Annotated in this window: 20 protein-coding genes; 9 read left to right on the forward strand and 11 right to left on the reverse strand. The window is 39.1% G+C overall.

Going from position 1 to position 18,541, the window contains the following annotated elements; all coding sequences use genetic code 11:
- The first annotated feature begins 1 nt into the window (after position 1).
- The 5 genes from NU09_RS13960 (at position 2) to NU09_RS13980 (ending at position 5,015) form a co-directional block, all read left to right on the forward strand.
- Positions 2-1,036, forward strand: a complete 1,035-nt coding sequence (locus NU09_RS13960) for a VWA domain-containing protein (protein ID WP_129751919.1) — start codon at positions 2-4, stop codon at positions 1,034-1,036.
- Positions 1,037-1,930, forward strand: coding sequence for a tetratricopeptide repeat protein (locus tag NU09_RS13965; protein WP_129751920.1), 894 nt, complete (start codon positions 1,037-1,039; stop codon positions 1,928-1,930).
- A gap of 64 nt (positions 1,931-1,994) precedes the next feature.
- Positions 1,995-3,749, forward strand: a complete 1,755-nt coding sequence (locus tag NU09_RS13970) for a BatD family protein (protein ID WP_129751921.1) — start codon at positions 1,995-1,997, stop codon at positions 3,747-3,749.
- Positions 3,749-4,255 carry a hypothetical protein gene (locus tag NU09_RS13975; RefSeq protein ID WP_129751922.1) on the forward strand — a complete coding sequence of 169 codons (507 nt, stop codon included), beginning with the start codon at positions 3,749-3,751 and terminating at the stop codon, positions 4,253-4,255. The genes NU09_RS13970 and NU09_RS13975 overlap by 1 nt, the downstream gene beginning before the upstream one ends.
- Positions 4,256-4,268: 13 nt before the next feature.
- Entirely contained in the window at positions 4,269-5,015 is a 747-nt protein-coding gene (locus NU09_RS13980) for a tetratricopeptide repeat protein (RefSeq protein WP_129751923.1), read from the forward strand.
- Here NU09_RS13980 and NU09_RS13985 read toward each other — a convergent pair.
- Positions 5,012-5,563: a CvpA family protein gene (locus NU09_RS13985; RefSeq protein ID WP_129751924.1), complete on the reverse strand. Its 552-nt coding sequence runs from the start codon at positions 5,561-5,563 to the stop codon at positions 5,012-5,014. The two genes, NU09_RS13980 and NU09_RS13985, sit on opposite strands and share 4 nt — an antisense overlap.
- A 96-nt stretch (positions 5,564-5,659) precedes the next feature.
- Here NU09_RS13985 and NU09_RS13990 point away from each other — a divergent pair, with 96 nt between their 5' ends.
- On the forward strand, positions 5,660-6,016 hold the full coding sequence (locus NU09_RS13990; protein WP_129751925.1) for a hypothetical protein: 357 nt from the start codon (positions 5,660-5,662) through the stop codon (positions 6,014-6,016).
- Between the two features lie 58 nt (positions 6,017-6,074).
- Positions 6,075-7,094 carry a phenylalanine--tRNA ligase subunit alpha gene (pheS, locus tag NU09_RS13995; protein ID WP_129751926.1) on the forward strand — a complete coding sequence of 340 codons (1,020 nt, stop codon included), beginning with the start codon at positions 6,075-6,077 and terminating at the stop codon, positions 7,092-7,094.
- 32 nt (positions 7,095-7,126) lie between these two features.
- Here the strand turns inward: pheS and NU09_RS14000 are convergent, their stop codons facing one another.
- Complete coding sequence (locus NU09_RS14000) at positions 7,127-7,588, reverse strand: copper resistance protein NlpE (RefSeq protein ID WP_129751927.1); 462 nt, start codon at positions 7,586-7,588, stop codon at positions 7,127-7,129.
- Between the two features lie 60 nt (positions 7,589-7,648).
- Between NU09_RS14000 and NU09_RS14005 the strand changes: the two genes are divergently transcribed.
- Both NU09_RS14005 and NU09_RS14010 read left to right on the forward strand, forming a co-directional pair.
- Positions 7,649-8,056, forward strand: a complete 408-nt coding sequence (locus NU09_RS14005) for a hypothetical protein (RefSeq protein ID WP_129751928.1) — start codon at positions 7,649-7,651, stop codon at positions 8,054-8,056.
- Between the two features lie 101 nt (positions 8,057-8,157).
- Positions 8,158-10,953 (forward strand): GH92 family glycosyl hydrolase, encoded by a 2,796-nt coding sequence (locus NU09_RS14010; protein WP_129751929.1) that lies wholly within the window; start codon positions 8,158-8,160, stop codon positions 10,951-10,953.
- A 17-nt stretch (positions 10,954-10,970) separates the two neighbouring features.
- Here NU09_RS14010 and NU09_RS14015 read toward each other — a convergent pair whose 3' ends face one another.
- The 9 genes from NU09_RS14015 to NU09_RS14055 all read right to left on the reverse strand — a co-directional run bounded on the left by NU09_RS14015 (position 10,971) and on the right by NU09_RS14055 (position 18,468).
- Positions 10,971-12,011: a TerC/Alx family metal homeostasis membrane protein gene (locus NU09_RS14015; RefSeq protein ID WP_129751930.1), complete on the reverse strand. Its 1,041-nt coding sequence runs from the start codon at positions 12,009-12,011 to the stop codon at positions 10,971-10,973.
- 11 nt (positions 12,012-12,022) lie between these two features.
- Positions 12,023-13,018 (reverse strand): NAD(P)H-dependent glycerol-3-phosphate dehydrogenase, encoded by a 996-nt coding sequence (locus NU09_RS14020; protein ID WP_129751931.1) that lies wholly within the window; start codon positions 13,016-13,018, stop codon positions 12,023-12,025.
- A gap of 260 nt (positions 13,019-13,278) precedes the next feature.
- Complete coding sequence (locus NU09_RS14025; RefSeq protein ID WP_129751932.1) at positions 13,279-14,439, reverse strand: iron-containing alcohol dehydrogenase; 1,161 nt, start codon at positions 14,437-14,439, stop codon at positions 13,279-13,281.
- 77 nt (positions 14,440-14,516) lie between these two features.
- Positions 14,517-15,098, reverse strand: coding sequence for a nicotinate (nicotinamide) nucleotide adenylyltransferase (nadD, locus tag NU09_RS14030; RefSeq protein ID WP_129751933.1), 582 nt, complete (start codon positions 15,096-15,098; stop codon positions 14,517-14,519).
- 10 nt (positions 15,099-15,108) lie between these two features.
- Positions 15,109-15,678, reverse strand: a complete 570-nt coding sequence (locus NU09_RS17265) for an acyltransferase (RefSeq protein ID WP_129751934.1) — start codon at positions 15,676-15,678, stop codon at positions 15,109-15,111.
- A gap of 13 nt (positions 15,679-15,691) precedes the next feature.
- Complete coding sequence (gene gmk / locus NU09_RS14040) at positions 15,692-16,261, reverse strand: guanylate kinase (RefSeq protein ID WP_129751935.1); 570 nt, start codon at positions 16,259-16,261, stop codon at positions 15,692-15,694.
- A 26-nt stretch (positions 16,262-16,287) separates the two neighbouring features.
- Positions 16,288-17,145: a YicC/YloC family endoribonuclease gene (locus NU09_RS14045; protein WP_129751936.1), complete on the reverse strand. Its 858-nt coding sequence runs from the start codon at positions 17,143-17,145 to the stop codon at positions 16,288-16,290.
- Positions 17,146-17,201: 56 nt separating this feature from the next.
- Positions 17,202-18,119 (reverse strand): DMT family transporter, encoded by a 918-nt coding sequence (locus NU09_RS14050; RefSeq protein ID WP_129751937.1) that lies wholly within the window; start codon positions 18,117-18,119, stop codon positions 17,202-17,204.
- Positions 18,112-18,468, reverse strand: coding sequence for an arsenate reductase family protein (locus NU09_RS14055; protein WP_129751938.1), 357 nt, complete (start codon positions 18,466-18,468; stop codon positions 18,112-18,114). Before NU09_RS14055 ends, NU09_RS14050 begins: the two co-directional genes overlap by 8 nt.
- Positions 18,469-18,541 lie beyond the last annotated feature (73 nt).

Below are 18,541 nucleotides of genomic sequence, written 5' to 3' on the forward strand. Positions count from 1 at the left end.
TATGTACGAATTAGACGAGTCAAAATATTTGTATTTGTTTGCGGTACTGCCGGTTTTATTACTGCTGTTCCTGTTTAACCTATACTGGAAAAGAAAAAAACAGCGTGAGTTTGGTGATGATGAACTCGTAAAAAAACTTACGCCCGAAAAATCGATTTTTAAGCCTGTATTAAAGTTTGTAATATTGCTGTTGGCTTTATCGGGTGTTATAATTGCACTGGTAAATCCTAAAATAGGCACTAAGACCGAAACGGTAAAACGTGAAGGTATTGATATTGTTTTTGCGATAGATGTTTCTAAAAGTATGCTTGCTGAAGACGTAGCCCCTAACAGGCTGGAAAAGGCAAAGCAGATTGTATCGCAAATCATCAATCAACTGGGAACAGACAGGATTGGTATTATAGGTTATGCGGGTAGTGCTTATCCGGTATTGCCTATAACGTCTGATTACAGCGTAGCAAAAATGTTCCTTCAGAACATGAATACCGATATGGTGTCTTCTCAGGGTACAGCATTAAGCGATGCTATACAGTTGGCAACTACGTATTATGATGATCCGCAAACCAGCAAACTGCTTATTTTGGTGAGCGATGGTGAAGATCATGGTGAAGGCTCTATGGAAGCCGCAGAAAATGCTAAAGATAAAGGCATTAAGATAATTACCATAGGGGTAGGTACCGAAAAAGGAAGTACTATTCCCATTAAGCGAAACGGTATAACCGAAAGCTATAAACGTGACCGCGAGGGTGAGGTAGTAATTACCAAAATGTATCCTGATGCACTTAAAACCATTGCCGATCAAACAAAAGGCGGTTATGTGTATGGAGGGAATACAAGGGAAGTATCGGAATATGTAAAAAAGGCATTGGATAATATTGAGAAAACTGAGTTTGAAGCTAAAGAAATAGCAACTTACGATTCGCAATACCAGTGGTTTTTAGGGGCAGCCTTTTTGCTGCTGTTTCTGGATGTTTTCCTTTTAGACAGGAAAACGGCATGGATAAGGAAGTTGAACCTTTTTAATGAAAAAGTATAAATGAAAGGATTAGTAACATACAGCCTGCTTTTATTTTCGTTAGTCGCTTTTTCTCAGCAAAAAGGGGACAAGGAAAACAAAGACAACAAAAAAGATGTATACCTTTCAAAAGGTAACAGTCAATTTGCTGATAAGGAATATGTGGATGCTGAGGCCAACTACAGGATATCTCAGTCTGATTCACCTACAAAATCGGCAGGGGCTTATAATTTAGGTAATGCCATATACAGGCAGGGTAAGGTTGAAGAGTCGATGTATGCCTATCTTACGGCGATAGAAACAGCCGAAAGCAAGAAAGACAAGCACAGGGCCTATCATAATCTGGGCAATGCCCTTATGAAGGTTAAAGACTATCAGACGGCTGTTGAGGCATACAGGAATGCATTAAGAAATGATCCTTATGATGAGGAGACCCGTTATAACTTTGCCTTAGCAAAAGAAATGCTTAAAAAGAATCCGCCGCCACCGCAACAAAACAAGGATCAGAATAAAGATCAGCAGGACAAGCAGGATAATAAAGACAATCAGAATCAGGGCAATAATAACAAGGACGAGAACAAAGGTAACAACCAAGGAGACAAGGACAATAAAGATAACAAGCAGAATAAACCTGACGATAAGAAAGGTAACGGACAGGATAAGGAAAAAGGAGACGAGCAGAAAGATAAGGGAGGCCAACAGGACAAGGATAAATCTGATAAGGATGGCCAAAATAAGCCCGGTGGTGGAGATGAAGGAAACCGTGACCAGGAACCTGCGGAAGGCAGCCCATCCAAACAGCGAATGGAAAACCTGCTTGATGCCATGAACAACGAAGAAAAGAAAGTTCAGGATAAGGTAAATGCCAAAAAAGTAAAAGGCATGCCGCCCCAAAGACAGGAAAAAGACTGGTAAACCCCGTTTAAACGGATACTTATTTGAAAAATGTTATATTATTCAGAGTAAGGAATTGACAACGATGAAAAGATACATCTTACTGATATTTTTATTTTTAATACAGGGTATATATGCCCAGGACGTTGAGTTTAAAGCCGAACCCAGCAAGACCAGGCTGGGCGTAAATGAGCGCCTTAGGGTTAGCTTTACAATGAACAAGGATGGTGATAACTTTGTGCCTCCTTCCTTTGATGGCTTCAGGGCACAGGGACCTATGCAAAACATAAGGAATTCATGGGTAAACGGTAAGCATACCTACAGCAAGAGTTACGATTATATACTTACACCTACTTCTAAGGGTGATTTTACCATAGGGCAGGCCAGCATTGAAATAGAAGGTAAAATATATAAAACGCTACCGATAAAAATATCGGTGGGTGATGCTGTTAAAATTCAGGATCCTTATGAAGCGGCAAGGCAAAGTGCTACAGAGGGGGTACATCTTGTGGCTGAGGTTAGCAAGACTAATCCGTATGTGAATGAACCTGTAAGTGTGGTTTACAAACTGTACGTGAGCCAAAGCAGCGATGTTACCAATTTCTTTGTAAAGGAAAATCCGAGCTTTAATGACTTCTGGAGCCAGACCGACAGGTTCGACCCTCAGCATCTTACCATAGAAAAAGGTATGTATAACGGTGAAATGTACCGTTATGTAGTGCTGCAAAAAACAGTATTGTATCCGCAAAAGAGCGGACAATTGGAATTAGAGCCTCTGTTGGTTAATGCTACATTGCAGGTGCCTACCGGACGCAATCGTTTTGGTATGGTAAATTATGTGTCTGAGGATAAATTGTTGTCTTCGGGTACAAGGACCATAAACGTTAAACCATTGCCTGAAACAGGAAAGCCGGATAATTTTACAGGGGCTGTAGGTAGTTTTGACTTTAGTGTAACGCCTTCTAAAACCAGCCTTGAAACAGGAGAATCATTACAGCTTGATGTAACCGTTAGCGGTAAGGGTAACCTAAAACTGTTCACACTGCCTAAACCGATTGTGCCATCTGCACTGGAAATGTATGACCCGGAGCACAAAGAGAATGTGAATGTGCCTATAAGCGGGATGACAGGTAAGATATCTGATATTTATACCATAGTGCCTCAAAACAGGGGTAAGTATCCTATTAACCAGCTTTCATTCTCTTATTTTGATCCGTCTACAGGAAAATATAAAACAATAACTTCTAAAGATTTAATGATAGAGGTTACGGGAGATGCTGTTGCAACCACTACACCTGCTGCGACCGCAGGAACTCAAAAGCAAACAGTGGAATCTAAAGAGCAGTTCCGTTTTGTAGATCTGGAAACAAAACTTGTGCCTAGGGAAAGGGATCATTTCTTTGGCTCAACGCTGTTTTATGGCCTGTTAGCGGCGCCATTCCTTATAATACCGCTAATTGTATTAGGTAAGAGGAAAAAAGAGGCTTACGACAGCGATGTTGTGGGTAATAAGATACGACAGAATAACAGACTGGCTAAAAAATACCTGTCGGCTGCTAAAAAACAGCTTGGCAATAAAGAGGAGTTCTATGTGGCACTTGAAAAAGCCCTGCATAATTTCCTTAAAGCTAAACTGAATATCGAAACTTCTGAAATGAGTAAACAAAACATTCAGGAGTTGTTACTGAACAGAAAAGCGAATCAGGAAACGGTAGCTGATTTTATCAGGATAATGGACAGTTGTGAATTTGCCCGTTATGCACCGTCATCGGGTGCGGCAATGCAGCAGGATTATGAGAGTGCGGTATCGGTAATAACAGCATTGGAAAAACAGGTGTAATGAAAAATATCACCTTCATACTGTTGTTGTTTTCTTTGGCATCCTTTGCTCAGACCGATTACGTTCTTCCTAATGAAGAGGCTGTTTTTTCTTTTCAAACGGAAAAAGGGAAACAGATGATGTTGGCTAAAGATGTGGATGATGAATATATGGTATATCGTTTTGGTACCGTAAACAAAATTGAACTGGAGAGTAAAAGGGAGAAAACGGCTGATGGTTTTTCGGGATTTAAATATTCCGGATATGCACGCCATGGAGGTCCTGAAAACGAAGGGATGATGCTTGATTACCTTGCTTTTACTAACGGGGATTATAAATATGTTATATATAAAACATATTATTCAGTACCTGATGAAACAGCTGCCGGAGTAAAGGTTTATAGTTTAAAATCGGATGAACTGATTACCGATATTAAGGCTGATAATGTGACTGTGAAAGGAACGATTCATATTTTTAGGGATAACGGACTGATTAGCTACGATGAAGAAAATATTCTTTATGATTAAGTTGTTAGAAAGAATGAAAAAATTAGCATATATAGTATTGTTTTTTACGCAGCTTATGGCTGCGCAGTCGGCATTTGATAAAGGTAACGAGCAGTACAGGGAAGGGAAGTATGAAGAGGCAGCTCAAAGTTATGAAAGCATACTCGAAGGGGGCGAGGAATCGGCAGAGGTGTATTTTAACCTTGGTAATGCCTATTACAAGCTTAACCAAACGGCTCCTTCCATCTATAATTATGAAAAGGCACTGCTTTTAAAACCTAATGACAAGGATATAAAAGTTAATCTTGGTTTTGCTCAAAAAATGGTGATAGATGATATTCAGGCGACACCAAAGGTGGGTTTTTCAAAACTGTTTTATGGTTTGGTAGGTATCTATCATTATGACACCTGGGCCGGGATAGCGGTAGGCTTTGCTTTTGGTGTACTGTTGTTTTTTATTGGTTACTATTTTGCAGGCTCAACCCTTTTAAAAAGGATGTTTTTTGCAGGTATATTACTGTCTTTGGTCGTAATAGTTATCAGTATTGTTTCGGCAACTTTTGTAAAGACAGAATCCTCTAAAATGAGGCCGGCTATTGTGTTTAGTGAGGTGGCATCTGTAAAAAGTGAGCCTTTAAACAATGCGCCCGATGCCTTTATACTGCACGAAGGCACAAAGGTAAATGTGGTTGAGGTATTGGATAACTGGAAAAAAGTAACCCTAGCCGACGAAAGTACCGGCTGGATAAAAGATAATGATATTAAAGAGCTGAAGGATTAAGCACTTTGTTCGTTACTGAAAACTTCAGGTTTTTCCTCCGGCATTTCCTGATCCTTAAATTCCTGAAACCATTCTTCAAGAACAGGGAAAATAGTATTGGACACTTCCAGCATCGGGTAAAAGAAAATGGATTCTTCCAGAGTTTCATCCTCTGCAAAAATGTGGGAGCTGTTCATCTTAAGGAAAAAATTAAGCGAAACGCTTACTATCAGTACCATTTTAAGGAAACCAAATACCCCGCCCAATATACGGTTTAGAAGCCCAAGGCTTGCGAAGTCGGCCAATTTGGTAAAAAACTTTGCCAGTAGTATTATGCCTACCACTACGGCTACAAAAGTGATTAAAAATGCAGTTATGGATATATAGCGGGGTTCCCAGGAAACATGACCGCTTATAATATCGGCTATAAAGCCTGAAAACTTAAGGGCAATAAAAATACCTGCAATTAGTGAAACCAATGATGCCAGTTCCACAAAAAAGCCTCTCCATAGCCCTTTTATAAGTCCGTACAGCAGCAGGCCGCCTAATATGATATCAATAACACTCATTAAAAACAAAGTTAGCAGACTTTAGTTATAATCCAAATAGCGAGTATGCACATAATTAATCGGCAAGTAGTTATCTTTGCCATCTAAAACAGAAAAATGTCCAGAGACGAACAATTAAAATCACGCTGGGAACAGCTTGTAAATATATTATCAAACCGTTTTGCCGATGGCGAAACACTTGACCTTGATGCAATCATCTATCTTATAGGGGTGCAGGAACTGGGTAAGTTTAACCGTAAGTTTAAAAAAGACGAAAAGTTAAACCTTATGCACATAGCCATTTGCAGGCTTTTAGAGCCTTATGGTTATTATGAATTTGACTTTTTTGATGAAGACGGCTGGCCGCACTATACCGTTAAGGAACAGTTACCGCCATTAAAGGCAGGGGAGCAGTCGGTTTTAATGAAGGGAGCCATTGTAGAGTACTTTTTAGAAAAGGGTCTTATTTCTTAAAGTTTAATGGTATTACATTTTTAAAATACCTAAATTTGCACACTTTTACTGAATAACGATGATAGAGAAGATTAAAAGTTATATTGCTGAGGCCGAAGCTTTCCAGACACAAAACAAGGAAGAGCTTGAGGCATTCAGGATTAAGTTCCTGAGTAAAAAAGGTATTGTTAACGACTTTATGGCTGAATTTAAAAATGTTCCAAATGAACAGAAAAAAGAATTCGGGCAGGTAATCAATGCTTTTAAAACAGCAGTACAAAATAAGGTGACCGAAATTCAGGATGCACTGGAGAGCAAAGAGGATGCTAAAGGCATTTATGGCGACCTTACACGTCCTGGAGAACTTTTCCAGGTAGGATCACGCCACCCAATATCCATAGTAAAGAACCAGATAATAGATATATTCTCTAACATCGGCTTTAATGTTTCCGAAGGTCCGGAAATTGAAGACGACTGGCATAACTTTACGGCACTTAATCTACCGGAATACCATCCGGCAAGGGATATGCAGGATACCTTCTTTATCCAGACGAACCCTGATGTACTTTTAAGAACACATACATCATCGGTACAGGTGCGTTATATGGAGAACAACAAACCGCCTATCCGTACCATTTCTCCGGGAAGAGTATTTAGGAATGAGGCTGTTTCTGCACGTTCACACTGTATTTTCCATCAGGTAGAAGGTTTATACATTGATAAAGATGTTTCGTTTGCCGATTTAAAGCAAACGCTTTTATACTTTACAAAAGAGATGTTCGGTAAATCAAAAATACGCCTTCGCCCGTCGTACTTCCCGTTCACGGAGCCAAGTGCGGAAATTGATATTTACTGGGGATTAAAAACAGAAACCGATTACAGGATTACTAAAGGTACCGGATGGCTTGAAATAGGCGGTTGCGGTATGGTAGATCCTAACGTGCTTACCAACTGTGGTATTGACCCGGTTAAGTACAACGGTTTTGCTTTTGGTATGGGTGTGGAAAGGATAGCCATGCTGTTATATCAAATAGGTGATATACGTATGTTCTATGAGAACGACGTACGTTTCTTAGAACAGTTCAAATCGAATATATAATTAAAAAAGGCAGCTTTAAGCTGCCTTTTTTGTTAGTCTATCTTTTTTATGATATAATCACTTTGGTCGCCCTGTTCCGGATTACCAAACTTATCCAGCATTTTAAGGCTGTGTTCCTGGACTTTAAGTTTTTTATGGTCGCCGTTAGCATCAAGGGTAATAACATTTCCGGAATCATCCCATGTAAAGGTTCCTGTATATTTATTGGCAGTTTCCTGTTTTTCAAGATACTTTAGAGAAAGTGCATAGGTGTTGTTATCATTAAGCTGAATATCAAACAAAAGGCCCGGACAATCGCCACAAGGCAGGGTGTCGCTGTATACTCCCGGCCAGTCTAGAGCGTTCCTGCTGGTATCTCCTACAGGGGTATCGGTTGTAACTGTTTCTGTATCAGTAGAATCTGTAGCTATTTGGTCATCCGATGATTTTTCTCCATTTTTGCATGCGGTAAACGCCAGTAATGCCAAAATCGCTATAGCTGAAATTTTTTTCATGGTGTTTTTGGTTTTTTGTAATGTTTAATAATTGATTTTAGAGAATTTAAAGGTAAGAAAATGAAAAAAGATATTAAGATACCGGTAGTGGAAAATGTGTATATGGCAGTAATGCAGGAATGGAACGACGATTTCATGGAAAAAACCTGGTATGCTTATCTTATTAACGATAGTGATGATAAACTGGAAACGGTTATCGTAGTTTCTAATGCAACCGGAGTTATAGATGGCGAAGAGCGTAAAACATCTATGATGCGCCATGCATTTATGGAAGTGCCGGCAAACTCAGCCATAAAGGTAGAGATGCTTGAAGAAACCGTATTACAGCTTCACAACAGCTTTATGGTTACGTTCTTTAAGAACAATATGCTGTTTGATAAGAACTATGTATTTATAGCAGGAACCATTAACGAAGAAGATACGGTTGAGTTACCTGTAATAGCTAAAGAAGGTATATTGGTTAAATAATCTGTAACTAAGTTATTGATATAAGCAGCGCCTATTAAGGCGCTGTTTTTTTGTTTTTAAACAGTAAATTTTTCATCTTTAGCAAAACATTTTAGCAAAAAATGAAAAAATCATCATTACTGTTATCGCTGCTTTTTACGGTAGCTGCATTTTCTCAGTCTCAAGACTATGCAAAATATGTAAATCCGTTTATTGGTACCGGAGGACATGGGCATACCTTTCCGGGCGCCACAGTGCCATTCGGAATGGTTCAGTTAAGTCCTGATACCCGTATAGATGGCAGTTGGGACGGTTGTGGCGGCTATCATTATTCCGATAGCGTAATTTATGGCTTTTCGCATACGCACCTTAACGGTACAGGTGTTTCTGATTTTGGGGATATTATGCTAATGCCTACTATGGGTGAGCCTAATCTTGATGCCAAAGACTACTCATCAACATTTTCTCATGATAATGAAACAGCTTCGGCAGGTTACTACGCCGTAAAGCTTGATGATGATAACATACAGGTACAGTTAACGACCTCCACAAGGGTGGGGCTGCATGAATATACTTTCTCTAAAAAGGGCCAGGCTAATATCATACTTGATCTTAACCATCGTGATAAGCTTATTATGGGTGAGGTAAGGGTAATTGACAGCAAAACCATTGAAGTGCTTAGGGAAAGTTCGGCATGGGCGCGTGACCAGTATGTTTATGCCCGAATAGAGTTTAGCGCACCTGTAAAGGTAACGGCAGTTAATAATAATGCTTTTGCTCCTGCAAAAGTGACCGACAGGTTTTTTGCGGGTTCACTACTGGCAATAAGCTTTAGTAAAGATGTAAAGAAAGGGGAGAAGATTTTGGTTAAAGTAGCCTTATCACCAACGGGTTATGAGGGTGCTGCCAAAAACATGAAACAGGAAATGCCTAGTTTTGATTTTAAGAAAACAAGAAAAAAAGCTGAAAAGCTTTGGAATAAGGAACTTTCTAAAATTGAAGTGACATCTGATAATAAAGAGAAATTAAATATTTTCTATACGGCCTTATACCATACCATGATGCAGCCTAATATTGCTATGGATGTGGATGGTATGTACCGTGGGCGGGATAATGAAATTCATAAAGCGCAGGGGTTTGATTATTATACGGTATTTTCTTTGTGGGATACCTTTAGGGCGGCACATCCGCTGTATACTCTGATTGATAAGAAACGCACAGCTGATTTTATTAATACGTTTTTAACAGAGTATGAACAGGGTGGTAGGCTGCCTGTGTGGGAACTGGCCAGTAATGAAACCGACTGCATGATTGGGTATCATTCCGTTTCGGTTATGGCAGACGCTATGGCTAAAGGTATTAAAGGTTTTGATTATGAAAAAGCTTTTGAGGCTGCCAAACACAGTGCTATGCTGGATCATTTAGGGTTAGAAGCCTATAAGAAAAACGGATTCATAAGTATAGATGATGAGCATGAAAGCGTTTCTAAAACGGTTGAATATGCTTATGATGACTGGTGTATTGCACAAATGGCAATGATGCTGGATAAGACCGATGAGTATAATTACTTTATGGAACGTTCACAATACTGGAAGAACATTTTTGATCCGGAAACAGGACATATGCGTCCTAAAAAGAACGGTGGTTGGGATAAGCCTTTTGATGCACGAGAGATAAACAACAATTTTACCGAAGGGAACAGCTGGCAGTACACCTTTTTTGTGCCTCAGGATATAGAAGGCCTTATCGCTGCTTTTGGAGGTAAAGATAAATTTGAAGCCAAGCTTGACGAAATGTTTAGTCTGCCGAGTAAAACTACGGGGCGTGACCAGGCAGATGTTACAGGGCTTATAGGGCAGTATGCTCACGGTAACGAACCTAGCCATCATATGGCTTATCTGTATAATTATGTGGGCAAACCGGAAAAGACAAAAGAAAAAGTACATTACATACTGGATGAGTTTTATAAGAACTCACCGGACGGACTTATAGGTAACGAAGATTGCGGTCAGATGAGTGCCTGGTATATATTGAGCAGTATTGGCCTGTATGATGTTACACCCGGAGATAATTACTGGCAAAAAAACGAGCCGTATTTTTCTGAAGCTAAAGTCCACATGGAAAATGGTACAACTGCTGTTATAAGAAAATCAAATTATAAGGAGGATTTAAAAGTATTTGACCCAATAGTAGGTACTCAGACAAAAGCATATGATAAAATTATACCTGTTCCGGTTATTGAGGCTCAAGGGAAATCGTTTAAGGATTCTACTATGGTTTCTTTACATGCCCCTTTTGGTGGAAAACTTTATTATAATTTTGAAAGAGAGTCGGCAATTAAAGAATACAAGCAACTATTAACGGTTAAAAAAGGTTGCATGCTAACGGCTTATGCCGAAAATGATATGGGAGGAAGAAGTAAAAGTGTATCTGCCACATTCATAAAAAAAACAAATGATTATACCATTGATATTAAATCAAAGTATAACAAATTATATCATGGAGGAGGGGCAGAAGGTCTTATAGACGGAATAAAAGGAACTACTAACTGGCGTAAAGGTGACTGGCAAGGTTACCAAGATCAGGATTTTGAAGCGGTAGTGGATTTGCAGGAGGAAATGCCGATAACGTTAATTGAGGCAAGTTTTTTGCAGGATAGCCGTTCGTGGATATTGATGCCCGTAAAAGTGGAGTACTACGTGTCTAATGATAACAGGGACTTTACCTTAGTAAAAACCATTGAAACAAAAACAGATGCAAGGCAGGATAATGTGATTGAGAATTACATAGCACATCTTAATAATGTTTCTGCAAGATATGTAAAGGTAAAAGCCTATAATTTCGGGACATTGCCACAATGGCATCAGGGAACCGGAGGGCAGGCCTTTATATTTATTGATGAAATAACGATTAACTAATAAAATTAATAAGATGATTAATCGTCATCTTCATCATCATTATCTTCTTCAAAATCATCATCGTCATCCTTTTCTTCACGTTCGCCGGGAAACATAAAGGATATTATAACGGAAACAGCCAATATACCGCCCACTACCATAAGCGATACCGGAGACGATATATGGTAAAACGGACTTATAAGCATTTTTACCCCGATGAAGGATAGTATAACGGCAAGGCCATAGTGCAGCTTGCTGAACATATACATAAAGTTGGCCAGTAAAAAATATAAGGCCCTTAATCCTAATATGGCAAAAATGTTAGAAGTGTAAAGGATGAAAGGATCATCGGGAGCGATAGCAAAAATCGCAGGGATGGAGTCTACTGCAAAAAGAAGGTCGGTAAATTCAATAACCGTAACCACCACTAATAGCGGAGTTGCTATGCGTACACCTTCTCTAATTACAAAAAAGCGGTCTCCCTCAAAGTTTTCAGTAACTTTAAAGAAACGGTAAACCAGTTTTGCACCCGGACTTTTGGAAAAATCTTTATTTTCGTCGTCATCTTCATGAGCACTCCACGATTTAATGCCTGCAAAAAGCAAAAAGAAGCCAAATAAGGTTAAAACTACGTTGATGCTTACCATTTGTCCAAAAACTTCCATTTCGGGCAAATATGTCATGTTTATAAGCTCTACGCCTGTGAATATAAATATGGCACGGAAAACCAATGCACCAATAATACCCCAAAACAAAACTTTGTGATGCAGGTGCTTGGGTACATTAAAGAACCCGAATACCATAATAAACACAAAGAGGTTGTCTACCGAGAGGGCTTTTTCAATCCAATAAGCACTTTGGAACTGGGCAAACTGCTGGAAGCCCATAAGGTAATAAATTACCCCGCTAAAGGCCATTGCAAGCGATATCCATACTACCGACCAAGCTAACGCTTCCTTATTGCTTATTACATGGCTTTTTTTGTTAAACACACCAAGGTCTAACAACAGCATAATAACGACAAGAATAGTGAACCCGGTTAAAATACCCGGATGGTTAATCAGGTGGTCATGGTTCATGGCTACTTAATTTAATCGAGTTTATCGGTAAGTTTTTTAAATACCTGCTTTGCATCTTTACCTTCATATAAAATGCTGTATACGGCATCAATAATAGGGGTTTTTGCTTTGTATTCTTCATTAAGGTTATAGGCACTCTTTGTGGCATAATACCCTTCTGCAACCATGCTCATTTCCATCATGGCCGATTTTACGGTATAGCCTTTACCTATCATATTACCAAACATCCTGTTTCTTGAAAAAACCGAATATCCTGTAACCAGAAGGTCGCCCAGATAAGCCGAATTGTTTATGTTACGTTTCATTCGGTGTACCTTGCGTATAAATTTCTTCATTTCCCTTATGGCATTACTCATCAAAAGGGCCTGGAAATTATCTCCATATCCTAAACCGTGGGCAATACCCGCAGCTATGGCATAAATGTTTTTAAGCATGGCAGCATATTCTGTACCCACTATATCATCAGATATTTTGGTTTTGATATAATAGCTGTCAAGCCTCTTTGCCATTATTTTGGCTTTCTTTTGGTCGCCACAGGCAATTGTCAGGTAAGAAAGCCTTTCAAGCGCAACTTCCTCTGCATGGCAGGGACCTGTTATAACACCAATGTTTTCGTATGGAATGTCGTATTTCTCGTGAAAATGTTCGCCTACAATAAGGCTTGTTTCCGGTACGATACCTTTAATGGCTGAAAAGATAACTTTCCCTTCCAGGCTTTCGGTAAGTTTTTCAAGCTCTCCGCTTAAAAATGCCGAAGGGATGGCAAAAATTATATAATCTGCATAGGCTACCGCCTCATTAATATCGTTAGTAAGCTTCAGTTTCGCATTATCAAACTCAACAGAGCTTAGATAATTAGGATTGTGCTTCTGTAGCCTTATATGCTCGATGGCATAGGTGCTCCTCATATACCAGGCAATTTCATTTACGTTTACACAAAGCATCTTTGCGATTGCCGTAGCCCAGCTTCCACCACCTATTACAGCGAACTTGGGAGTATCGTTCATTTTAATTGTTTGTTTTACAAAGCCCAAATGTACTTAAAAAATACAGCATGTGCCAATGGGTTTTTATGTTAGCATATTATATAAAGGTCATATTTTTAAATATTAACATATTATTATGCCAATTTGATACAATTTAAAATCTTTAGGGGCGTTATTCTATAGAATTTTGTTCTAGACGAAGTTTACAACAAGGTTAGTTAAATTTTTTGTTTTTGGTGTTTTAAAAGGCATTCGGGTCAAGCCGGAATGCCTTTTATTTTTTAATAGCTCATCTCTACAATCGCCTTAACTTTTTCGGGCGTAACGTTTTGGCGTTCGCCCAACCCCTTCCAGCCGCGCTCTTCAAAACGTTTTACTATAAAGTCGGCTGTTTTATTATAATCCGATGTATAATTAGATATCTTGGTTTCCATGCCCATTGTATGGAAAAACTGTACTGTTTTTTCTATAGCCTGCGTGGCAGCTTCTTCGGTGTCGGTTGTGGTAATACCCCAAACCCTGCGGCCATACTGAGCCAGTTTGTCTTTTTTGGTATCAAACATTACCCTGTACAGGTTAGGGCCTATTATTGCCAGTGTGCGGGCATGGTCTATTTCATACAAAGCGGTAAGTTCATGGCCTATCATGTGTGTGGCCCAGTCGGTAGGTACACCTTTTTGTATCAATCCGTTAAGAGCCATGGTACAGCACCACATAAAATTGGATGCCAGTTTATAATCGGTTGGGTTTTCTGCCACATCCGGACCAATTTCTATAAGGGTTTGAAGTATACTTTCGGCAATACGATCCTGTAACAATGCATCGTGCGGATAGGTTAGATACTGTTCCATCACGTGTGTGTAAGCATCTATTACTCCGTTTTGCAATTGCCTTTTAGGAAGCGATGCGATAACTGTTGGGTCGCAAATGGAAAATTGCGGAAATACAGCAGGCCCGCCAAAAGAAAGTTTTTCCTGTGTTTTTTCTATGGTTACAACGGCTCCTGAATTCATCTCGCTTCCTGTTGCAGGAAGAGTTAATACGGTGCCAAATGGCATGGCATTACCTTCAATTCGTATTCTTTTTATCAGAATGTCTACAGGGTCGCCTTCAAAATTAACGGCAGCCGAGATGAATTTCACTCCGTCTATTACCGATCCTCCTCCTACTGCCAGTATAAAGTCCAGCTTTTTCTCACGGATAAGCTCAACGGCTTTCATTAAGGTTTCATAACGCGGATTGGGTTCTATACCTCCAAACTCGGTAATGTCATAACCTTTAAGGGCTTCAGTTACCTGAGTATGAATGCCATTTTTAAAAATGCTGCCTCCGCCATAGGCCAAAAGGACTTTTGCATTTTGCGGGATAAGTTTGGATAATTTAGCGATTTGTCCCTTGCCAAACACCAGGTTGACAGGGTTATAAAGTTCGAAATTTAACATGATTAGAAAGTATTTTACCCAAAGGTACGAAATACCCTAAAAATTGTCGATAACGAATTGTTAAGTGTTTAGTCTATTTATTTCTTATAGAAAAGATTATGATCTATATATTCCCAAACTTTTTGCGGAAGTAACGGCCTTATATCCTTACTGTCTTTTATACTGTTTCTTATAAAAGTGGAAGATATTTCTATAACAGGGGCATCTATCCTGTGTATTTTAGGATTGTTGATGAGCTCTTCGTTAGCTATTTCGGTATTAATGCGCGGATATACATAAATATCGTGGTTTTGCAGAATTATCTCATAGTTTTTCCATTTATGCAGGGAGTTAAGGTTGTCTTCGCCCATAATAAGTGAAAATTCATGGGTTGGGAACTTTTCCTGTAAGTGGACCAGAGTGTTAACCGTATAATTAGGCTGTGGCAGGCGGAACTCTATATCGGTAGGTTTTAACCTGTCATAACTTTCTGTGGCAAGAAAGGCCATCTCCAAACGATGATGGTCTTCAAGTAATGTGCTTTTCTTTTTAAGCGGATTGTGAGGGGTAACCACCAGCCATACCTGATCAAGATTGGTAAACTCGGCCATGTGGTTTGCAATTATCAAATGCCCTGTATGTATGGGATTAAATGTCCCGAAGTACAATCCTATTTTCATTTTAATCAAATTATTGAGCGTAGGCCGTACCATATTTTTCGGCCATACGTTTCATAAGCATTTTATTTTCCATGCTTACGTTATTTGCTTCAGAAAATTCGCGCCCGAAGCAGTTTTCGGTATTCATTTTTTGTTTTTCCTGCTGTATATATTCGCTGGTAGCCATTATAAATTTTGCGGGATTTCCTGCATAGACCGAATTGTCAGGAATACTTTTGGTAACAACAGAGCCTGCACCTATAATTACATCATTTCCTATAATTACACCGGGTAAAATAATGCTTGAAGCACCTATAAAAACCCTGTTTCCTATTTTGGTGTTCTTAATTTTTGTGTAACCTAAAAATGTCCAGGTACTTGCATCATGTGCTAATATATGAACTCTGGGAGCTAAAGTAACATCATTGCCAATTTCTATATGCCAGGAATGAGAATCGTCTATAATGCAGCCTGGTTGAATATTGCAACGCTCGCCTATAGTAAAGCCTTTTTTGGTCAGTTCCTCAACCATATTGTATGTACGAATGCCTAACAAGCGTTTTATTTTTGGTTTCGCCCAATTGATAAGCTTTCGTTTCATATAGGTTAAGTATTTACTTTATAAACTCCTTTACAAGGTTATAAGCATCCTGTTTGGCAGTGTCAAGGTCATAGTTTTTTATAATTGTATCAAACTGTGGTGAAGTAGCCAACTCTACCGATGCCTTTGCGATACGCATGTTTATCTTGTCTTCGCTCTCTGTAGAACGGTTTTTAAGACGTCTCTTCAGTTCGTCAATACTTGGTGGTTTTACAAACACTGCAAGGGTTTCTTCGGGAAATTTCTTTTTAATGCGAAGTCCTCCGGCAACGTCAATATCAAAAATTACGTTTTTGCCCTGAGCCCAAATGCGCTCTACCTCGCTTTTAAGTGTGCCGTAAAAATTATCACGGTATACTTCTTCCCATTCTACAAAATCCTCCTGCTTAATATGTTTTTTAAACTCCTCAAGCGATATAAAGTAATAGTCTTTTCCGTTTGTTTCGCCATCTCTTGCACTTCTGGTTGCTGCCGAGATTGAGAATTCAAGGTTAAGCTCGGGCTGCGCCAAAAGGTGTTTTACAATTGTGGTTTTGCCTGATCCTGACGGAGCGGAAAATACTATCAGTTTGCCTTTATTCATTGTGTATGCTTACGGTATTACCGTTATTATAAAATATTTAAAACCTGTTCTTTAATCTTTTCCAGCTCATCCTTCATTTGTACTACCAGCTTTTGCATTTGTGCATGGTTGGATTTAGAGCCCATAGTGTTTATCTCACGGCCTATTTCCTGAGTAATGAAACCTAGTTTACGTCCGTTTGCCTCATTTCCGGCAAGGGTTTCCATAAAGTAATTAAGATGATTTTCAAGCCTTACCTTTTCTTCGGTAATATCCATCTTTTCAAGATAATAGATAAGCTCCTGTTCAAAGCGGTTCTCATCTACATTTACCTCAAGTTCCTTAATGGCATTACGAAGCCTTGTTTTTACATTCTCTATGCGTTCGCCGTCAAGCGCTACGGTTTCTTTCATCAGGTTAAGGATGTTAGATACCCTTACCAGGAATTCTTTTTCAAGCGCGATACCTTCCGATACCCTGAAACTTTGTATGTTTTCCAGAGCCTGGTCTATAACTCCCTGAATGCTTGCCCATTCGCTTTCGTCAATTTCTTCACGCTCTGTTTTAAACGCATCCGGCATACGTACGGCCATTTTAAGAAGTTCGGTTTCATCACCGTTTACCACTTCTTTCATCTGGTTTATGTAAGACCTTACGATAGGGATATTTACCTTTGATGAAGTCTCCTCAGCAGTAACCTCTACAAAAAGAGAAAAATCAACTTTTCCTCTTTCCAGTTTTTGGGCTATCTGGTTGCGGAGCTTTAATTCCATTTCCCTGTATACCGATGGCATTCTTACACTAAGGTCTAAGCCTTTGCTGTTTAGGGATTTTATTTCAACGGTAATTTTTTTTGTGGGTAGTTGTAAAGAAAACTTTCCAAAACCCGTCATAGATTGTATCATACAAAAAAATTTGTGCCACAAAGTTAATTAAAATTCACGAACGGTGAGGTAAGGGGTTAAATATCCCCCAGACCGGCTTTAGTAAGTACCGGTTTCTTGGGTGGTGCGGTAACAAGGTATACGCCTGTAAAGATTAGGATTGCCGAAAAAATCTTAACCGGATTAAGGGCATCCTTACCCAAACTTACGGCAAATATTGTTGCAAACAAGGGCTGAAGGTAAATAAAAACAGCAACCGTTGTTGGTTTAAGCTCTTTCATGGAGAGCAGGTTAAGCAAATAGGTAAGGAAAGTGGAGAAAATAACCACAAATCCAACTTTTATCATGATACTTGTTGGCATAACGTCCCATTGTACTTCGCTTAGTTGCTGCCAGCCAAAAGGTAGTACCATAATGAACCCGAAAAGGTATATCCATTTTACAAAAGCAAACGGACTGTATTTGTCCATCAGTTTTTTGACTATAATAAGGTAGAGTCCGTAAGAAACGGCATTTACAAACACCAGAAAATTTCCCCAAAGTTCATTTTCTCCGTTGCCAATGGATTTGCCGTATAGAATAAGCAGTACGGTTCCTATGAGTCCAAGAACTATTCCGCCCATTTTTTTACCCACAATTTTCTCTTTCATTATAGCAGCGCTTAAAAGAAGCACTATCATAGGAGTGGTAACCATAAGTACCGATGCCATTATGGGAGATGTTTGGCTAAGCCCTTCAAAAAAAGTAAGCATGTTAAAGGCTACACCAAAAAAAGCTGCGGCTATAATGCGCGGAAAATCTTTTAATGCTATTTTTTGTTTGGTGGCAAAAAAAGCAATCAGCCAAAAAAGGACGACAGATCCTCCCACACGCAATGCGATAAACCCAAAAGGTTTTACAAAGGCAGGCATTACATCTTTAGCAATAGTAAAAGTTACCCCATATATAACAGATACCATTGTGGCAGCTGTTAAGGCAAGAAGGCGTTTATTCATTGCTTAAGTACTCAATGGCAGCAGTTACATTTTTAGGGCTGTTGCCTACAAATATATTGTTGTTTGCAATAATAACCGGACGGTTTAAAAAAGTATAATGCTCCAGTATGTATTGCTTAAGGTCATTCTCGGTAAGGTTAATGTCCTTCATGCCACGCTCTTTATAAAGCTTTGCCCTTTTGCTGAAAAGCTTTTCATAGCTTCCTGCAAATGCATACATTTCCTCAAGCTGCTTTACTGTAATGGGTTCCTCTTTAATGTCCTGTAAAACAAAACCATCGGTATTAGGTAACGATTTAATTATCTTTTTACAGGTATCACAGGTTTTAAGGTAGTATATCTTTTTCATATTATGTTTTTATACTTGTTTGCAAAAGTAAGCGGTTTTATAAATAAGGATATAGTACTTTTATAAAAAAATA

Origin of the sequence: Flavobacterium beibuense, assembly GCF_004151245.1 — a bacterium.
In the GTDB taxonomy this organism is placed as follows: domain Bacteria; phylum Bacteroidota; class Bacteroidia; order Flavobacteriales; family Flavobacteriaceae; genus Flavobacterium; species Flavobacterium beibuense_A.